Origin of the sequence: Gibbsiella quercinecans (assembly GCF_002291425.1) — a bacterium.
Lineage (GTDB): Bacteria > Pseudomonadota > Gammaproteobacteria > Enterobacterales > Enterobacteriaceae > Gibbsiella > Gibbsiella quercinecans.
The window spans coordinates 222,325-240,186 of record NZ_CP014136.1 but is presented as its reverse complement, the minus strand read 5'-3'; the positions used below and the strand labels follow the sequence as shown (position 1 = coordinate 240,186).

The window sequence follows — 17,862 nt, the reverse complement described above, 5'->3', positions numbered from 1 at the left end:
TCTGGTTCGCCGGGAGCCGAGCCATTCGGGGAACCCCGTTTAAACCGGAAGTAGCCTGTGCGGCGGGTAGTAAAAACGCAGTAGGTGGTATAAAGCGTAAAACTCCAGGCGATTGCGCGTCTGGAGTTTTTCTGTGATGTTGCGTTTATACACATATACCGTCGAGGGGCTGATATGCAACTTGCGGGTAATCTTGTGGGTGGACCACTGTGCCATCCAGTATTTCATCACTGCCTGCTCCTGCGAGCTAAATAGCGGAGTGCTCCACGGTTGGTGGGCGTTAGGTAGATCTTGCAATACGCTAGCCAGTATCGCCTTGCGGAAGAGGAACGTGTGTTCAGCGATTTGCAGCGGCTGCTCACCGGCGGGATAGGGCGCATCAATATACATATACAGCGCCAACGGTTGGCAGGCGGCGATGAACGCGGGCAACAACGTATCGCCTGCGTGATTGCGGTAGTGCTCCGTCATGTTCACCAGTACCAAATTCGGCAGGTCGTTTTGCAATAGCGCCATGGCCTGCTCGATACTGGCGCAGCATTTTACGCAGGCATTGTTTGTCGCTGCGGCAACATAGCTGGCAACGCCTAAGCGGGTATAACAACACTCGTCGACAACGAGCAGTCGCATGGTAACGTCCTTGTTATGATGTAACTGGGGGGTAACATAAGATGTGCAACAGGGGGAATCAATTCGGAAATCCAGATGCCAGGAACAGGGATTTCCGTTTTATTGTTATGGCGTGGGGATGGGGTGGGCCTGAGCGTGTTCATACCCGCCCAGACCGTGATGGTTAACTAAAGCGCTGCAGCGAGAAGGGCGTGATATCTTGGGCCGGGGATTTGCCCTGCGCGAACAGGGCGGCAATTTCACCAAGTACGCTGGCAAATTTAAAGCCGTGCCCGCTTAGCCCGGTAATCACCATCATGCGTTCGCTGCCAGGCACGGTGTCGATAATGAAATCCTCATCCGGGCTTATGTCGTAGGTGCAGGCCTCGCCATGCAAACAGACGCCAATCCCAGGCAGAAATTGGCGCAGGAAGCCGAACACTTCGGTGCCGTCTTGCGCTACGCTACCAAACGGCGTGCGTTGCTCCTGGCGTTCGATCGGTTGGCCGCCATCGTGTTTGCCGACCTTAAGACCATTGTTGTCTGCCGGGAAACCATAGTAATGTGCGCCGTCCTGCGCTTCGACGGTGAACGCCGGGAAGCGATTATTCTCGCTGTATCGGCCATCGGCCTGGTGCCAGGAAAACACTTTGCGCAGTGGTGTAACGGGCAAGGCGGGGAGCAGCTTCTTCACCCAGGTGCCAGCGGTGATAACGGCTTTGCGGCCGCGAAAACGCCCTTCGGCCGTAACAACCTCGACGCCGTTATCATCAGGCACAACTGCGCTGACTGCACAGTTGAACAATTGGGCGCAGCCCGCTTCGCACGCCAGCCTGATATAGCTGGCAACCGCCTGTTCACACAGCAAAAAGCCGGCATCCGGCTCGAATACCGCCGTATAGCCTTCCGGCGGGGTGAACTCCGGCCAGCGCTGGCTGACTTCCTGCCGGGTAAGCCGCTGGGCATTCAGCCTGAACGTCCTGGCGCTCTGATAGGCGTTATTCACAAATTCAGCGCCTTCCGGCCCCAGGTTGAGCACGCCGCAGGGGTGGAACAGTTTGCTGCCGCATTCCTTTTCCAGCCCATTCCACAGTGCCTGGGCACGCAGCGCCAGCGGCACATATTTTTCGCCCTCGCCATAGGCGTGGCGGATGATGCGGGTGTCGCCATGGTGGCTGCCGTTGCGGTGCGGCGGGATAGCGCTGTCGATCATCAGCACGTTTAGCCCCGCTTGTGTCGCATAGTAACCGGCGGCGGCGCCCACGGAGCCGCTGCCGACGACGATCAGGTCATATTCCACGAGCTATCCCCTCTCTGCTTTATTTTTAGACTTGAAGTATGGCGAGTATCTCGCATCATGATAGAAGGTCAGCGGCGGTAATGCACTGGTATATACCCTTCATACTTCAAGTTACAGGTGTGTTGGCTTGGTTACTCGGCCCATCCCTGTGCCTCGCCCCTTCGGGGCCGCTGCTAACAGCGTTCAAATCTGCTCCCGGACCCCAGTCACTTACTCCAGTAAGCTCCTGGGGATTCGCTGCGTTGCCGTCTTCCTGCAACTCGAATTATTTTGGATATAAAACAGAAAAGGCGCCGAAATAGTCGCGGCGCCTTTGTGAGGGGGAAATGTGAATTAATGTTTTTTACGATCAAGATCTTGATAATCCGTTGACTCTATCTTGGCGATGCCAGCTTCTAAAATATTGATCAATTGGCGGGCGACATCTGTGGTTAGCCAAAGCGTTCTGTCCACTTGGGCTTCTTCGGGTGTCTGATCCCGTGAAGACAGGTAATGAAGACGAATCATCATGGCGTTGTAGACGTCCACGGTACTGATATCCCAACCAACAAGTGGGTGTGTCTGAATTACTTCATCATTTCTGTCCATAAAGACCCCTTATTAAGTAGTAACTGGCATGAGTAACTAACGAGGATCAATGCGGCTCATCATCATGATGAGCAGTAAGAGTATAAGCATCTCGGCGCCGCGTTGGGGCGTATTTTGTAAAATAAAGTTTATTTGATTAATTATTCAACAGTGGTGGTTTGTGCGGTGGTGGCGACACGGGGTGGGCGTAACCCCAGCCCGTGTGCTGTTATTGCTCGGTAGGAACCGCCTGGGAAGGGGGCTGGATCCGCTTTTCCAGTTCCTCGGCCAGATGCGCGAAATGCTTTTGCGTTTCGGCATCGCGATTCTGGTTTTGCGATTCCAGCTTCAGGCTATGTATCAGCAATTGGTTGGCTTTGTCATCCAAACCAAAGGCCAGATAGGAAAAGGCGACTTCCAGTACGTGCAGGCGCCTTTTCTGATCGCCGATCAGCGCCAGCAACTCGCCAAAGGTCATTGCCTCTTCTGACTTCTCTTTGTCCGGGGCCATATAAACACCTCCTGTTCAAACATCGCCAGATACTACCACTTATTACAGACCAGATAGTACTTTTCTTCCAGCCGGTTACAGGCAAGCGCCAGAAATAAAAAAGCCGGAGAGCGACCCCCGGCAAAAACTGCATTGCAGTATTTAACTGTTCCGCGGCGGCGTTTAAGCGCGTTGGCTTCTGCTAGCCTGCGGTAAACCAATCATCGGCGCTTTCCCAGGTTTCCTGGAGTATCTCGGTGATCAGTTCTTTAGCATCCTTGGCGCCGCCCAGTACGGAAAGGCCGTTGGAGCCGGCATAGCGCACCTGAACCACGGCATCAGGGAAGTGACGATTGACGCGTTTGCCCAATTCGCTGCTCAGGGCTTCTACAGCACCCGCAGGGAGTGGCCTGGTTTTATCGATAGTAACTTCAACACGCATGATTGCCCCCGAAGTAATTGACTGTGTATTTATACAGTATCGGAACCCGCGGGGCAAGCGGCTTTGATAAAAAATCAGCCGTTAACCACCGACCACGCAACGCTTTCGCCGGCCAGGAAAGGCACCACGGCTTCGTCGCCGAGCGCAATCTCTTCCGGCATGGTTACCGGCTTACGTTGCAGTTCTATAAAGCTGTCGTTCACCGGCAGGCCGTAGAAACGCGGGCCGTTAAGCGAGCAGAAGGCTTCCAGGTGTTCCAGCGCGTTCAACTGCTCAAATACCGTGGCGTAGGCAGCCAGAGCGCTTGGCGCGTTGAATACCCCAGCGCAACCACAACTGGATTCTTTCCGATGTTTGGTGTGCGGTGCAGAATCCGTGCCCAGGAAGAAACGCTCTGAACCGCTGGCAACCGCCTGGCGCAAGGCTTCCTGGTGGATATTACGCTTGAGGATCGGCAGGCAGAACAGATGCGGGCGGATACCGCCAACCAGCATATGGTTGCGGTTGAACATCAGATGCTGCGGGGTAATGGTTGCACCCAGGAAGCGATCGCCTGCCAGAACGTACTGGGCGGCTTCTTTGGTGGTGATGTGTTCAAAGACGATTTTCAATTCCGGGAACTGTTTACGTATAGGCTCCATGATTTGCTCAATGAAACGCGCTTCCCGGTCAAAAATATCAACGGCCGCATCGGTGATCTCGCCGTGAATCAGTAGCGGCATGCCGATCTTTTGCATCTGTTCAAACAAAGGGTAGATGCCTGTTACATCGCTAACGCCATGCGCCGAGTTGGTGGTGGCGTTGGCAGGGTATAATTTGGCGGCGGTAAAAACCCCTTGTTCGAAGCCGTCAACCAACACTGAAGACGCCAGGGAATTGGTGAGGTAACAGGTCATCAGCGGGGTGAACTCATGGCCTTGCGGTACGGCGGCGAGGATCCGCTCACGATAGCTGCATGCGGCTTCAATCGTGGTTATCGGGGGAACCAGATTGGGCATCACAATGGCTCGGCCAAAAAACTGGCTGGTGTAGGGCAAAACCGTTTTTAGCATATCATCGTCGCGCAGGTGGATATGCCAATCGTCGGGGCGGCGTATTTTCAGAACTTGAGGTTGTGCAGTCATGTTGTAAGGCTCCGGCGGTCAAAAGGACATCGTGATAAAAGCGAATAATGGGGGTATTCACGCCGGGGGGTAAGGATAAGCGGAAACTGCCCACGATGCACTCGTTTGTTGCGGATGGCTTGAAATCAATGGCTTAATAGGCGCATAGTAATAAGGGATTTTAATGATTCCCCGGCAATTTCCGTGTCGGGGATATCTGATTTAGCATTCGGAATGGGAGAATAAAATGGAAGTCCGCATCGTTGCCATCCTGCAGGCGAAACCTGAGTATATTGATGCCGTCAGTGAAGCCGCGCACCAGGCTGTAGAACCAAGCCGCGCAGAGTTGGGCAATCTGCAATACGACTTGCATAGCGAGCCGGGTAAAACGGGTACCTTTGTCTTTTTTGAGCGCTGGGCCAGCCCGGAAGCGGTGGAAAAACACAACGGTACTGAACATTTCAAACACTTGATCGGCCAGCTTGACGGCAAACTGGCACATCAGGAAATCAAGGTGTTGAAACAGATCGCCTAAACGGCGGTGTGAGCCATAAGAAAAAAACCGCCAAACGGCGGTTTTTTTACTAGTGCGGCATAGCCAGGTTTAATCGTTAGTTGGCTGTGGCCGCGTTGCCGGCGCAGTTGCCTGGCTGGCGGCTGCATGCCCACCGGCTGAACCTTTACCGGTAAAGTCGAAGGCCGGGCGCTGCCAATCGCTATGCTTCGTCGCCTGTGGCTCATAAGCCGGCGCTGGCGCTTTGGTCATCGGCGCACTGGCGATATGCTTGTAGAACTCACTTTGGGCAGGCTGAACGGCCGCTGCGGGTGCAGGCTGCGCTGCTTCTGCAACGGCTGCCGGTTGCTCTTCGGCAACCACTGCGGGTGCCTCTGGCTGTGCATCTTGCGCCACAGCCACAGGGGCTACAGGCTCGGCCGGTGAGGCCGGTTGTTGTGGCTCAACCTCGGCAATCGGCGCTTCAGGCACGTCGTCTGCCGCAGCCTGTTCCGGTGCGATTGCTTCGACAGCCTCGGCTTCAGGAACTACCGTTGGAGCTTCAACTTCAACGGCAACGCTCTCTTCGGCCGGTGCGGCAGGCTGAACAGCCGTTTCATATGGCGCTTCGCTTGGCTGCGCGGGCTCTTCTTCGGTGGCAACTGCTACCGGTTGTACTGCCGGCGCTTCTACCGGGACGGTTGGCTCAACAGCCGGAACATTTTCTGCCTGTGCGGGAGTGGCAACCAGCGGCGCGATCGGTGCTTCTGGTACGGCGATCTGCTCGGCCGGTTGCGGCTGGTTAGCCGCTTCTTCCACTGCCTGTGGCGCCTGTGTGACAGGGTAACTCACCCATACCTTGCCTGATGCCAGTTCAGGTGAAGCCACGGCAGCCGCCAACGGCATTGGTGATTGGGTTGGGTAACGCTCGTCACGGTAGCGACGGCGACGCTGGCCGCTAACACGCAGGTGGCGTGGCGAACGACGTGAACGGCGCGGCATGCCATTTTCACCATTGCGGCCTTCAGCCTGCGCCTCATTTTCAGGTTGTGCAGCTTCTTCCGGCAATGCTTTAACGGTTTCTTCGTTGGCAATAGCCGGCAACGCTTGTTGCTGCTCAGCCACCGGGGCTTTTGGCGCCAGCAGTTCTTCCGCAGCCTGTTGCAGTTCTTCTTCTGCCGACAACACGCGGATTTTCTGCGACAGTTGGCGTGGTTTACGGCGTTGTGCTGGCTGTGCGCTGCGCTCTTCCTGCTCTTCGTCGTTGGCCGGTGCTTCAGCTCGTTGCTCCAGCGCTTTAACCTCTTGCAGCGCCAGGCGTTTTTCTTCCTGACGGCGGCGTTGGCGTTCTGCACGCTGTTCACGACGTTGCTGCTGCTCTTCGCGGGCTTTGGCGATGGCCTCGTCAGACAGTTCTTCTTCTTTCACTTCCGGTGCGGGGGCCGGCGTAACGTTATTCCGGCGGTTCCGGCGTTGCTGCTCATCACGTGCTTCACGCGTATCGCGCGTTTCGGTACGCTCTTTACGTTCAGTACGTTCAGTACGTTCAGTACGTTCAGTACGTTCAGTCCTCTCTGTCCGTTCCCCGCGTTCTTTGCGGGCCGGGCTTTGGCGGCGCTGGCTACGGCGATCCTGGCGGCGGTTATCGGTGCTTTCCGCTTTTGGCTCTTCAACCGGCGCAGCGGCTTCTGCCGGGCTAGCACTGGTGGTATCCGCTGCAAACAAGCCCTTCAGTTTGCCCAACAGGCGGCCGACCAGCCCGGTTTGTGCAGTGGCGGTTGCCGAAGGAACAACGGCTGCAGATTGAGGCTGAGCCTGTTCTTCTGCCGGTGGCGGCACGTCGGATGCCAGAGAGAAGGCTGCCAGCGCCGGTTGTTCAGGAAGCTTACGCTCCATTGGCGCATCTTCCTGCGGCTGAGCCATTTCCTCTTCATGCAACTTCGGCAGCAGGTAGCTGAGCGTGCTGGTTTCTTCGCCCTTGCGCACCCGCAACACGGAGTAATGTGGCGTCTGCATTTCATCGTTAGGCACGATGATCGCTTTCACGCCGCCCTGGCGTTTTTCGATGGCGCTGACGGATTCGCGTTTTTCGTTCAGCAAGTAAGAGGCGACTCGAACCGGCACGATGGCGTGCACCTCTTTGGTGTTTTCTTTCAACGCCTCTTCTTCGATCAGACGCAGGATGGAAAGCGCCAGTGATTCGTTGTCACGAATGGTGCCGGTGCCGTTACAGCGCGGGCAGACATGGTGGCTGGATTCGCCCAGCGATGGGCTCAGGCGCTGGCGCGACATTTCCAACAGGCCAAAACGGGAGATACGGCCAATTTGGATACGGGCGCGATCCTGGCGAACGGCGTCGCGCAGGCGGTTTTCAACTTCACGCTGGTGGCGCACCGGGGTCATATCGATAAAGTCGATAACGATCAACCCACCCAGATCGCGCAAGCGCAGTTGGCGGGCGATCTCATCGGCCGCTTCCAGGTTGGTGTTAAAGGCGGTTTCTTCGATATCGCCGCCGCGCGTGGCGCGGGCCGAGTTGATATCGATAGCGGTCAACGCTTCAGTGGTATCAATCACAATTGAACCGCCGGACGGCAGGCGGACTTCACGCTGGAATGCGGATTCAATCTGCGATTCAATCTGGTAGTGGCTGAATAGCGGGATCTCACCGCTATAAGGCTTAATTTTGCTGCTGAAATCCGGGCGGCCAAGCGCGGCGATATGTTCGCGCGCCAGATCGAGCACCTTCGGGTTGTCGATCAGAATTTCGCCGATGTCCGGGCGCAGGTAGTCGCGGAACGCGCGCACGATAACGTTGCTTTCCTGGTGGATCAGGAACGGTGCAGAGCGGCCTTCAGCGGCTTTTTTGATGGCTTCCCAGTGTTTCAGGCGGAAGGACAGATCCCATTGCAGTGCTTCGGCGGATTTGCCAACGCCGGCGGTACGTACAATCAGGCCCATGCCATCCGGCAATTGCAGGGAGGAGAGCGCTTCTTTCAGTTCGGTGCGATCGTCACCCTCAATGCGGCGGGAAATGCCGCCGGCACGCGGGTTATTGGGCATCAGCACCAGATAGCTGCCTGCCAGGCTGATGAAGGTGGTCAGGGCTGCGCCCTTGTTGCCACGCTCTTCTTTATCAACCTGAACGATCACTTCCTGGCCTTCGCGCAGCACATCTTTGATGTTTGGGCGGCCATGGGAAGAATAGTTGCTAGGGAAGTATTCGCGGGCGATTTCTTTCAGAGGGAGGAAGCCATGCCGTTCGGCGCCATAATCCACAAACGCGGCTTCGAGACTGGGTTCAATGCGGGTGATTTTGCCTTTGTAGATGTTCGCTTTTTTTTGCTCATGACCCGGACTTTCAATATCCAAATCATACAGCCGCTGTCCATCTACCAGGGCAACGCGCAACTCTTCCTGTTGAGTTGCGTTAATCAACATTCTTTTCATCTTAACTTACTCGTTATTTTTACATTATCGACAGAGCTGCGGGCGAAATAACCGCATGACCGGGTTAAAACCGAAAGCCCCGTGTCTTCTCGCAATGCCGTCAACCTCACGGTTGTCGCCTGCATAGGGGCGCATTATCTCGGTAAGCCTGCATTTCTTTGCGAAAAAACAGCGCTTTTACTGTGGGAATAGCCTCTGATTTTCGTCGACAGGTCTGATTCCAGTTTCCGGCCAAGCTGCAACCCGCAGCCCGCTAATTGTTTGATTTCACATTACGTCTTACGCCATTGCTGCGCTTCTGCTCAACCCAACAAACTATATAATTCCACCATTTTCCCTGTTTTAACGAGAATCAACGCGGAAGTAACATCATTATTCCATTGCTGACACTGTTATAGCAAGGTGACTTTTTCTCAACGCATTAAGAAAAGTTGCCGGTTGCAGGCTAAACCAACCGTTGCTGGCGACGGATCGCTCAACGCGGGGTTCATCCTGCTGCAACATTAACTTTACGCTGAGTTTGACAGTTAAGCACATAAAAAGAGGTGGCGCTATTTGGTGGTGCTATTTAGAATTCCGCACCATGAAAACGAACAATCCTGCAGTACAACTTATTACCATCTCTGCTGACGAAGCTGGCCAGCGGATCGATAACTTTTTACTTGCGCGCCTGAAAGGGGTGCCGAAGAGCATGATTTATCGCATCGTGCGCAAAGGCGAAGTGCGCGTTAATAAAGGGCGCATTAAAGCCGAATATAAGCTGATGGCGGGCGACGTGGTGCGCGTGCCGCCGGTGCGTATCGCTGAACGGCTAGAGGCGCCGGTTTCTCCCCGGTTGGATAAAGTGGCCGCATTAGCCGATTGCATCCTTTATGAAGACGATCATCTGTTGCTGCTGAACAAACCCTCCGGCACGGCGGTGCATGGCGGCAGCGGGCTGAGCTTCGGCGTGATCGAAGGGCTGCGCGCGCTGCGCCCGGAAGCGCGGTTTCTGGAGCTGGTTCATCGCCTGGATCGCGATACCTCTGGCGTGCTGCTGGTGGCGAAGAAGCGTTCGGCGCTGCGCGCGCTGCACGAACAGTTGCGGATGAAAGGGATGCAGAAAGACTATCTGGCGTTGGTGCGTGGCCAGTGGCAGTCGCACTGTAAGGTGGTTCAGGCGCCGCTGTTGAAGAATATTCTGCAAAGCGGTGAACGCATCGTGCGCGTCAATAGCGAAGGCAAACCGTCGGAAACCCGTTTTAAAGTGGAAGAGCGTTATGAGTTCGCCACGCTGGTGAAGGCCAGCCCGGTTACCGGGCGCACCCACCAGATCCGCGTTCATACGCTGCATGCGGGCCACCCGATAGCCTTTGATGATCGCTACGGCGATCGTGATTTTGATCGCCAACTGGCCGGCACCGGGCTTAAACGCCTGTTCCTGCACGCGGCGGCGCTGCGCTTCGAACACCCAGGCACCGGCGAAACGCTGCGTATTGAAGCGCCGATGGACGACGAACTGCGCCATTGCCTTACGGTATTGCGCAACGCCACCCCCCGCTAAGGCGGGGCGGCCAGCAGCGGCATCGCCTGCCGCTGCTATGGATTACCGCAACGGGTCAATGCCTTCGGCCCGTAGCATCTCCAACAGCGCAATCAGCGGTAGCCCTATCAGCGCATTGGGATCGCGCCCTTCCAGGCGATTAAACAAGGCAATCCCCAACCCTTCGCTTTTGAAACTGCCCGCACAGTTCAGCGGCTGTTCCTGGCGCACATAGCCGGTAATTTCCTCATCGGTCAGGTTGCGAAAATGAACGTGGAAAGGCTCGCACAACGCTTGCAGGCGCTGGTTTTTGCTATTGTATAAGGCAAGCCCGGTGTAAAACGTCACTTTACGGCCGCTGGCCAGGCGCAACTGGGCGCAGGCGTTTTCTTCCGTATGGGGTTTGCCGGTGATGTTGCCATCGATAACGCAGACCTGATCGGAGCCGATAATCAGGTGATCGGGGTAGGCGGGCGCCAGGGCCTGCGCCTTCGCGATTGCCAGGCGCAACACCAGCGCTTCGGCATCTTCACCCGCAAGCGGGGTTTCATCCACCCTAGGGGCGGCGGTAATAAAAGGCAGGCGCAGCTTTTCCAGCAGCATCTTTCGGTAGGCGGAGGTCGAAGCCAAAAGTAATCTGTGCATAAATTTTTTCGTAAACCATAGCGTAAACAGGTTCGACATTTTAAACTGTCGGCCGCTGCGGAAGCGAATATTGGTGAAAGGCACCGTTTTTACGGCCTTTTTCTTTGACTCTATGTCGTTACAAAGTTAATATGCGCGCCCTATGCAAAAGGTAAAATTACCCTTGACCATCGATGCGGCCCGTACCGCTCAGAAACACCTGGACTATGTTGGTGTCTATGTGCCTGAGCAGGTGACGCGTGTTGCCGAGTCTGTGGTCAGTGTGGACAGCGATGTGCAGGTCTCGTTATCGTTTAATATCGATAACCAGCGCCTGGCGGTAATCACCGGCCATGCGGACGTCACGGTAACGTTGATGTGCCAGCGCTGTGGGGTGCCGTTTGTGCATCATGTCCACACGACATATTGTTTTAGCCCGGTCGTCAATGATGAGCAGGCTGAGGCATTACCGGAAGCGTACGAACCGATCGAAGTTGATGATTTTGGCGAAGTCGATCTGTTGGCAATGATTGAAGACGAAATTATTCTTTCACTGCCGGTCGTTCCGGTACATGAATCTGAACACTGTGAAGTGTCCGAAGCGGACATGGTATTTGGCAAACTGCCTGCAGAGGCGGAGAAACCGAATCCGTTTGCCGTATTAGCCAGTTTAAAGCGTAAGTAATTGAGGAGTAAGGTCCATGGCCGTACAACAGAATAAACCAACCCGTTCCAAACGTGGTATGCGTCGTTCACATGATGCACTGACCACCACCCCTTTGTCTGTAGACAAAGTATCCGGTGAAACTCATCGTCGTCACCACATCACTGCCGACGGTTTCTACCGTGGTCGCAAGGTTATCGGCTAAGTAGCGATACCTTGACTCGTCTAACCCTGGCGTTAGATGCTATGGGCGGGGATTTCGGTCCCTGCGTCACAGTGCCTGCATCATTGCAGGCACTGGCCTCTAATTTACAGCTTCATCTCTTGCTGGTCGGCGATCCCGCCGCTATCTCTCCTTTGCTTGCCAAAGCCGATCCGGTTCTTCTGGAACGCCTGCAAGTCGTGCCCGCCGAATCCGTGATTGCCGGTGACGCCAAGCCTTCACAAGCAATCCGTGCCAGCCGCGGTACGTCCATGCGCATGGCGCTGGAGCTGATTAAAACCGGCGAAGCGCAGGCCTGTGTCAGCGCGGGGAATACCGGTGCACTGATGGGGTTGGCAAAAATGCTTATCAAACCCCTGAAGGGCATTGAGCGACCGGCGCTGATGACGGTGCTCCCCAACCAGCAGCTCAGCAAAACCGTGGTGCTGGATCTGGGCGCCAACGTGGCATGCGATAGTACCATGCTGGTGCAGTTTGCCATTATGGGCGCGGTGATGGCGGAAGACGTGGTTGGTATTGCACAGCCACGCGTGGCGTTGCTGAATATCGGCGAAGAAGAGAGCAAAGGCCTGGATAATATCCGTGAAGCGGCCGCCGTTTTAAAACAGATTCCGGCAATCAACTATATTGGTTATCTGGAAGGAAACGATCTGCTCACGGGTAAAACCGATGTTTTGGTCTGCGACGGCTTTGTGGGTAACGTAACGCTGAAAACCATGGAAGGGGTGATAAGGGTGTTTTTGTCACTGCTGAAATCTTCAGGGGGAGGGGGCAAGCAGGCCTGGTGGTTAACATTGCTGGGCCGCTGGCTGCAAAAGCGGGTGCTCAAGCGTTTCGGCCATTTGAACCCCGACCAGTATAATGGCGCATGTCTGTTAGGATTGCGGGGCACCGTAATTAAGAGCCACGGCGCTGCGAACCCGCGAGCGTTCGCAGTGGCTATCGAGCAGGCTGTGCAGGCGGTGCAGCGGCAAGTTCCTGACAGAATTGCTGCGCGCCTTGAGGCTGTATTACCTAAGAGTGACTGATCGTACATGTATACAAAGATTCTCGGTACGGGGAGTTATTTACCCGTACAAGTGCGCACCAATGCTAATTTGGAAAAAATGGTGGATACCTCGGACGAATGGATCGTCACGCGTACCGGTATCCGTGAGCGCCGTATCGCCGCAGCGGATGAAACCGTTGCGGCGATGGGCTTCCACGCTGCAGAAAAAGCGATGGAAATGGCAGGTGTGGCTCCCGATGACATTGGCTTGATTGTGGTAGCGACTACCAGCTCAAGCCACGCGTTCCCAAGCTCTGCCTGCCAGATTCAGCAGCAGCTGGGCGTGAAAGACTGTGCGGCATTTGATTTGGCGGCGGCCTGTGCCGGCTTCACATACGCCTTGAGCGTGGCCGATCAGTACGTGAAAAACGGCGCGGTGAAATATGCGCTGGTGGTAGGCGCCGACGCACTGTCACGCACGTTGGATCCGGAAGATCGCGGGACGATTATTCTGTTTGGCGACGGCGCCGGTGCGGTGGTGTTAGGGGCTTCTGAAGAACCGGGCATCCTGTCTACCCATCTGCATGCCGACGGCGCCTACGGCAACTTGCTGACGTTGCCGTATAAAGACCGCCAGGATCCGAGTAAGCCTGCCTATGTCACCATGGCAGGGAACGAAGTTTTCAAGGTTGCGGTCACTGAACTGGCGCATATCGTTGATGAGACGCTGCGCGCCAGCGGATTGGAACGCGGCCAGTTGGATTGGCTGGTGCCGCATCAGGCCAATCTGCGCATTATTAGCGCAACGGCGAAAAAACTGGCGATGGGAATGGACAAAGTGGTGGTGACGCTCGATCGCCACGGTAATACCTCTGCCGCCTCGGTGCCTTCGGCACTGGATGAAGCGGTGCGCGATGGGCGCATCCAACGCGGCCAACTGGTGCTGCTTGAAGCGTTCGGTGGCGGCTTTACCTGGGGCTCAGCGCTGGTCCGTTTTTGATTAAACAGGAAGAGTAACATGACGCAATTTGCTTTTGTTTTCCCCGGCCAGGGTTCACAGGCCGTGGGGATGTTGGCTGACCTGGCCGCGCAGTACCCCGTGGTTGAGCAGACGTTCAGCGAAGCCTCTGGCGCGCTGGGCTACGATCTGTGGCAACTGGTGCAGCAAGGCCCGGCGGAAGAGCTGAACAAAACCTGGCAGACCCAGCCGGCGCTGTTGGCGGCTTCTGTGGCGATTTTCCGCGTATGGCAGCAGCAGGGCGGCAGCATGCCGGCGCTGATGGCTGGCCATAGCCTGGGTGAATACTCGGCGCTGGTGTGCGCCGGCGTGCTGGATTTCACCGCTGCTGTCCGGCTGGTTGAACTGCGCGGCAAATTGATGCAGGAAGCCGTGCCTGCCGGCACGGGTGCTATGTATGCAATCATCGGCCTGGATAACGACGCCATTGCGAAAGCCTGTGAAGCGTCTGCTGAAGGGCAGGTGGTTTCCCCGGTCAATTTCAATTCACCGGGCCAGGTGGTGATCGCCGGCAACAAAGAAGCGGTTGAACGTGCCGGCGCTGCCTGTAAAGCGGCGGGCGCCAAGCGTGCGCTGCCGTTGCCGGTGAGTGTGCCTTCCCACTGCGCGTTGATGAAACCTGTGGCGGATAAGCTGGCCGTGGCGCTGCAGGAAGTGGCTTTCAACGCGCCGCAGGTTGCGGTGGTCAATAACGTTGATGTGCGTACTGAAAACGATCCGGAAGCGATCCGCAGTGCGTTGGTGCGCCAATTGTATAGCCCGGTTCGTTGGACCGAGAGTGTAGAATACATCGCGGCGCAGGGCGTTACTTCGCTGCTGGAGATCGGCCCGGGTAAAGTGCTGACCGGCCTGACCAAACGTATTGTTGACACCTTGACGGCGGCGCCTGTGAATGACCCTGCGAGCCTGTCAGCGGCGCTTGAGCAATAATAGAGGAAAACCATGAGCTTCGAAGGAAAAATCGTCCTGGTGACCGGCGCAAGCCGCGGTATCGGCCGGGCAATTGCAGAATCGTTTGTTGCCCGCGGTGCGACGGTTATCGGCACGGCGACCAGCGATAGTGGCGCGGACGCAATCAGTGCCTATCTGGGAACCCACGGTAAAGGCTTTAAACTGGATGTTGTCGATGCGCAATCTATCGACAGCGTGCTGGGCGCAATCCGAGAACAATTTGGCGAAATCGACATTTTGGTCAATAATGCTGGCATCACGCGTGATAACCTCCTGATGCGCATGAAAGACGACGAGTGGCAGGATATCCTGGACACCAATCTGACTTCAGTATTCCGGCTGTCAAAAGCGGTTATGCGCGCGATGATGAAAAAGCGTTTTGGCCGCATTGTTACCATCGGTTCGGTTGTCGGAACTATGGGGAACGCCGGGCAAGCTAACTACGCTGCAGCGAAGGCGGGCCTGATTGGCTTTAGCAAATCGCTGGCGCGTGAAGTGGCTTCTCGTGGCATAACGGTTAACGTCGTTGCGCCTGGTTTTATTGAAACAGACATGACTCGGGCGTTGACAGAAGAGCAGCGTGCAGGCATTTTGACACAGGTTCCGGCCAACCGGCTCGGCGATGCTAAAGAAATCGCCAATGCTGTTGCATTTTTAGCCTCTGATGAGGCTGGCTATATCACCGGTGAAACATTACATGTCAATGGCGGCATGTACATGATTTAAAAAATGCGAAAACTATTTGCGTTATTTGGGGCAAAACCCGCAAAATAGCGTAAAATCGTGGTTTGACCAGCCGGGATTTAGTTGCATCTTTTTCAACATTTTATACACTACGAAAACCATCGCGAAAGCGAGTTTTGATAGGAAATTTAAGAGTATGAGCACTATCGAAGAACGCGTTAAGAAAATCATCGTTGAGCAACTGGGTGTTAAACAGGAAGAAGTTTTGAATAACGCTTCTTTTGTTGAAGACTTGGGCGCTGATTCTCTTGACACCGTTGAGCTGGTAATGGCACTGGAAGAAGAATTCGACACCGAGATTCCAGACGAAGAAGCTGAGAAGATCACTACTGTTCAGGCAGCTATTGATTTCATCAACGCTAACCAGCAGTAAGCGAACATATCTAGGCGGTCACTCGACCGCCTAAGTTTTTTCTATTCTTGGTGTTATTTTTTCCCTCCTTGGAGGACACACGTGTCTAAGCGTCGAGTAGTTGTGACCGGACTGGGCATGTTGTCTCCTGTCGGCAACACGGTAGAGTCCACGTGGAAAGCTCTTCTTGCCGGTCAGAGTGGCATCAGCCTGATCGACCATTTCGATACTACAGCCTATGCAACGCGTTTTGCCGGCTTGGTAAAGAATTTTAATTCTGAAGATTTCATCTCACGCAAAGATGCGCGCAAGATGGATGCCTTCATTCAATACGGTATCGTCGCTGGCATTCAGGCTATGCAAGATGCCGGCTTGGATATCAACGAGGCTAACGCTGCCCGCATGGGCGCTGCGATTGGTTCCGGTATTGGTGGCTTGGGGTTGATTGAAGATAACCACAGCTCACTGCTCCACGGTGGCCCACGCAAAATTAGCCCGTTCTTCGTGCCGTCCACTATTGTCAACATGATTGCAGGCCACCTGACCATCATGTACGGGCTGCGTGGCCCAAGCATTTCTATCGCCACCGCCTGTACCTCAGGCGTGCACAATATCGGCCATGCTGCGCGTATCATTGCCTACAATGATGCTGACGTTATGCTGGCGGGTGGGGCAGAGAAAGCCAGTACGCCGTTGGGCGTAGGTGGTTTCGGCGCCGCGCGCGCACTGTCTACCCGCAACGATAACCCGCAGGCGGCAAGCCGGCCGTGGGATAAAGATCGTGACGGCTTCGTGCTGGGTGATGGCGCAGGCATGATGGTGCTCGAAGAGTACGAGCATGCCAAAAAGCGTGGTGCGAAAATTTACGCAGAAGTCGTCGGTTTCGGTATGAGCAGCGATGCCTACCACATGACGTCGCCACCGGAAAACGGTGCCGGCGCCGCGTTGGCGATGGAAAACGCGCTTGCAGATGCAGGTGTGACGGCGTCACAAATCGGCTATATCAATGCCCACGGCACCTCAACGCCGGCTGGCGATAAAGCTGAAACCCACGCGGTGAAAACCGTGTTTGGCAGCGATGCCAAGCGCGTGCTGGTCAGTTCGACCAAATCGATGACCGGGCACCTGTTGGGTGCGGCGGGCGCGGTTGAGTCGATCTTCACCGTTTTGGCGCTGCGCGATCAGATTGTGCCGCCAACCATCAACCTGGATAATCCGGATGAAGGTTGCGATCTCGACTTTGTGCCGCATGAAGCGCGTCAGGTGAAGGATTTGGAGTATACGCTGTGTAACTCCTTTGGTTTCGGCGGCACCAACGGCTCTCTGATTTTCCGCCGCGTGTAATTGCCGATCCCCACTTATTGCTCGAGCCCGGTATTTTACCGGGCTTTTTTTTACCTGTATTGCAACGGGGTTCAGAAAGCTCTGGTAATCCGGCTACGTGGGCTGCAATGCTGCGATTGCCGGCAACGCCTGTTATGCTGTGAGAAGTCTCTATCATGCGGAGAAGGCCATGTATTGGATTAATGGACAGCAGCACGATGCGCTGGCGCCGAGCGATCGTGGTTTACAGTTTGGCGACGGCTGTTTTACCACTGCCCGAGCCATTAACGGCCAGGTTGAACTGCTCGGGTGGCATATTGAGCGCCTGCAGCAGGCCGCTGAGCGCTTGATGCTGCCTGCCATCGACTGGGCGGCATTGGAAGCCGAAATGGCGCATGCGGCGCAGGCGGTTCCGCTTGGCGTTATTAAGGCAATATTGACGCGCGGCAGCGGTGGGCGCGGCTATAGCCCGCACGGTTGCAGCCATCCGACCCGTATTGTTTCCCGCAGCACCTACCCACAGCATTACCTCCAGTGGCGTGAGCGCGGCATTCACCTGGCGTTGAGTCCGGTGGCCCTGGCGTGTAACCCAATGCTGGCAGGGCTAAAGCATCTTAACCGGTTGGAACAGGTGTTAATCCGCACGCATCTTGACCAGACTGATGCCGATGAAGCGCTGGTGCTTGACACCGCCGGCCGGCTGGTGGAATGCTGTGCGGCTAATTTATTCTGGCGTAAGGGAAAAAACGTATTTACGCCGGATTTGAGCCAGGCGGGAGTGGCGGGGCTAATGCGCCGCCGCGTGATGGCTGTGCTAGCAGGCAGCGGGTACCAGTTGCATCAGGTTGCCGAGCCGCTGGAAACCCTGGCCAGCGCCGACGAAGTGATGGTCAGCAATGCGCTAATGCCGTTGCTGCCGGTGAATAGCGCGCATTCATGGCGTTATCATTCGCGCCAATTATACGATTTTTTGTGTTCGCAGTGTTGAAGATGGCTGAT

The 17,862-nt window shown here is 55.6% G+C and carries 19 protein-coding genes; 11 read left to right on the top strand and 8 right to left on the bottom strand.

The window, feature by feature from the left end:
• Nucleotides 1-39: 39 nt before the first annotated feature.
• The 6 genes from ACN28Q_RS01240 to pyrC all read right to left on the bottom strand — a co-directional run bounded on the left by ACN28Q_RS01240 (nucleotide 40) and on the right by pyrC (nucleotide 4,532).
• Nucleotides 40-630 carry a response regulator transcription factor gene (locus ACN28Q_RS01240; RefSeq protein ID WP_095844668.1) on the bottom strand — a complete coding sequence of 197 codons (591 nt, stop codon included), beginning with the start codon at nucleotides 628-630 and terminating at the stop codon, nucleotides 40-42.
• Between the two features lie 163 nt (nucleotides 631-793).
• Complete coding sequence (solA, locus tag ACN28Q_RS01235; RefSeq protein WP_095844667.1) at nucleotides 794-1,909, bottom strand: N-methyl-L-tryptophan oxidase; 1,116 nt, start codon at nucleotides 1,907-1,909, stop codon at nucleotides 794-796.
• A 333-nt stretch (nucleotides 1,910-2,242) separates the two neighbouring features.
• Nucleotides 2,243-2,497 (bottom strand): biofilm formation regulator BssS, encoded by a 255-nt coding sequence (gene bssS, locus ACN28Q_RS01230; RefSeq protein ID WP_095844666.1) that lies wholly within the window; start codon nucleotides 2,495-2,497, stop codon nucleotides 2,243-2,245.
• Between the two features lie 208 nt (nucleotides 2,498-2,705).
• The gene (locus ACN28Q_RS01225; protein ID WP_095844665.1) at nucleotides 2,706-2,987 is read right to left on the bottom strand and encodes a hypothetical protein; all 282 of its coding nucleotides are present in this window, start codon (nucleotides 2,985-2,987) and stop codon (nucleotides 2,706-2,708) included.
• Between the two features lie 181 nt (nucleotides 2,988-3,168).
• The gene (dinI, locus tag ACN28Q_RS01220) at nucleotides 3,169-3,408 is read right to left on the bottom strand and encodes a DNA damage-inducible protein I (RefSeq protein WP_095844664.1); all 240 of its coding nucleotides are present in this window, start codon (nucleotides 3,406-3,408) and stop codon (nucleotides 3,169-3,171) included.
• Nucleotides 3,409-3,482: 74 nt separating this feature from the next.
• A complete protein-coding gene (gene pyrC, locus ACN28Q_RS01215; RefSeq protein WP_095844663.1) occupies nucleotides 3,483-4,532 on the bottom strand; it encodes a dihydroorotase in 1,050 nt (349 codons plus the stop codon).
• 226 nt (nucleotides 4,533-4,758) lie between these two features.
• Here pyrC and ACN28Q_RS01210 point away from each other — a divergent pair, with 226 nt between their 5' ends.
• A complete protein-coding gene (locus tag ACN28Q_RS01210) occupies nucleotides 4,759-5,046 on the top strand; it encodes a putative quinol monooxygenase (protein ID WP_095844662.1) in 288 nt (95 codons plus the stop codon).
• 69 nt (nucleotides 5,047-5,115) lie between these two features.
• Here ACN28Q_RS01210 and rne read toward each other — a convergent pair whose 3' ends face one another.
• A complete protein-coding gene (gene rne / locus ACN28Q_RS01205; protein WP_095844661.1) occupies nucleotides 5,116-8,454 on the bottom strand; it encodes a ribonuclease E in 3,339 nt (1,112 codons plus the stop codon).
• Between the two features lie 583 nt (nucleotides 8,455-9,037).
• On the opposite strand from rne, the gene rluC reads away from it, so the two are divergent.
• The gene (rluC, locus tag ACN28Q_RS01200) at nucleotides 9,038-9,997 is read left to right on the top strand and encodes a 23S rRNA pseudouridine(955/2504/2580) synthase RluC (RefSeq protein ID WP_095844660.1); all 960 of its coding nucleotides are present in this window, start codon (nucleotides 9,038-9,040) and stop codon (nucleotides 9,995-9,997) included.
• Nucleotides 9,998-10,039: 42 nt separating this feature from the next.
• Here the strand turns inward: rluC and ACN28Q_RS01195 are convergent, their stop codons facing one another.
• Nucleotides 10,040-10,621 (bottom strand): Maf family protein, encoded by a 582-nt coding sequence (locus ACN28Q_RS01195; RefSeq protein ID WP_131928951.1) that lies wholly within the window; start codon nucleotides 10,619-10,621, stop codon nucleotides 10,040-10,042.
• Between the two features lie 142 nt (nucleotides 10,622-10,763).
• Here ACN28Q_RS01195 and yceD point away from each other — a divergent pair, with 142 nt between their 5' ends.
• From yceD to pabC, 9 genes are all read left to right on the top strand, one after another.
• Entirely contained in the window at nucleotides 10,764-11,285 is a 522-nt protein-coding gene (gene yceD / locus ACN28Q_RS01190; protein ID WP_095844659.1) for a 23S rRNA accumulation protein YceD, read from the top strand.
• Nucleotides 11,286-11,301: 16 nt separating this feature from the next.
• The gene (rpmF, locus tag ACN28Q_RS01185) at nucleotides 11,302-11,469 is read left to right on the top strand and encodes a 50S ribosomal protein L32 (RefSeq protein WP_095844658.1); all 168 of its coding nucleotides are present in this window, start codon (nucleotides 11,302-11,304) and stop codon (nucleotides 11,467-11,469) included.
• 11 nt (nucleotides 11,470-11,480) lie between these two features.
• A complete protein-coding gene (gene plsX / locus ACN28Q_RS01180; protein ID WP_095844657.1) occupies nucleotides 11,481-12,515 on the top strand; it encodes a phosphate acyltransferase PlsX in 1,035 nt (344 codons plus the stop codon).
• A gap of 6 nt (nucleotides 12,516-12,521) precedes the next feature.
• On the top strand, nucleotides 12,522-13,475 hold the full coding sequence (locus ACN28Q_RS01175) for a beta-ketoacyl-ACP synthase III (RefSeq protein WP_095844656.1): 954 nt from the start codon (nucleotides 12,522-12,524) through the stop codon (nucleotides 13,473-13,475).
• 18 nt (nucleotides 13,476-13,493) lie between these two features.
• Nucleotides 13,494-14,423, top strand: coding sequence for an ACP S-malonyltransferase (gene fabD / locus ACN28Q_RS01170; protein ID WP_095844655.1), 930 nt, complete (start codon nucleotides 13,494-13,496; stop codon nucleotides 14,421-14,423).
• 12 nt (nucleotides 14,424-14,435) lie between these two features.
• Nucleotides 14,436-15,170, top strand: a complete 735-nt coding sequence (fabG, locus tag ACN28Q_RS01165) for a 3-oxoacyl-ACP reductase FabG (protein ID WP_095844654.1) — start codon at nucleotides 14,436-14,438, stop codon at nucleotides 15,168-15,170.
• Between the two features lie 154 nt (nucleotides 15,171-15,324).
• Nucleotides 15,325-15,561, top strand: a complete 237-nt coding sequence (acpP, locus tag ACN28Q_RS01160) for an acyl carrier protein (RefSeq protein WP_095848863.1) — start codon at nucleotides 15,325-15,327, stop codon at nucleotides 15,559-15,561.
• An 81-nt stretch (nucleotides 15,562-15,642) separates the two neighbouring features.
• Nucleotides 15,643-16,884, top strand: a complete 1,242-nt coding sequence (gene fabF, locus ACN28Q_RS01155; RefSeq protein WP_095844653.1) for a beta-ketoacyl-ACP synthase II — start codon at nucleotides 15,643-15,645, stop codon at nucleotides 16,882-16,884.
• Between the two features lie 169 nt (nucleotides 16,885-17,053).
• Nucleotides 17,054-17,851, top strand: a complete 798-nt coding sequence (pabC, locus tag ACN28Q_RS01150) for an aminodeoxychorismate lyase (protein WP_095844652.1) — start codon at nucleotides 17,054-17,056, stop codon at nucleotides 17,849-17,851.
• Nucleotides 17,852-17,862 lie beyond the last annotated feature (11 nt).